This window comes from Mesorhizobium sp. M8A.F.Ca.ET.208.01.1.1 (assembly GCF_004791315.1).
Lineage (GTDB): Bacteria > Pseudomonadota > Alphaproteobacteria > Rhizobiales > Rhizobiaceae > Mesorhizobium.
In genome coordinates, this window is the sequence record NZ_SRUT01000188.1 from 1 (window position 1) to 334 (window position 334).

At 59.3% G+C, this 334-nt stretch carries 1 pseudogene; it reads right to left on the minus strand.

The features are described 5' to 3' along the window. Window positions 1-323: pseudogene (locus EN851_RS34860) on the minus strand (Fe-S cluster assembly protein SufB); the annotation flags it as partial. Window positions 324-334 lie beyond the last annotated feature (11 nt).

Genomic DNA, 334 nt, shown 5'->3' on the forward strand with positions numbered 1-334 from the left:
AGTTCAGGGTCGACCTCGCTCAGCGACTTCGGCCCCGGCGCGCTCTTCGGCGCGGCGTAGTAATAGATGTCCTGGAAGTCGATCTTCGGATAGTGGACGCGCGCCCAGGTCGGCTCTTCCAACGTCAGCCAGCGGCGATAGGCCCCCAGACGCCATTCCAGCATCCAGTCCGGCTCGCCCTTCTTTTCAGAGATGAAGCGAATGATGTCTTCGCTCAGGCCCTTGGGGGCCTTGTCCATCGCGATCTCTGTCTGGAATCCGTATTTATACTGGTCGACGTCGATCTTTCGAACCCGATCGATCGTCTCCTGCACAGCAGGCATAAGCGTTCTCC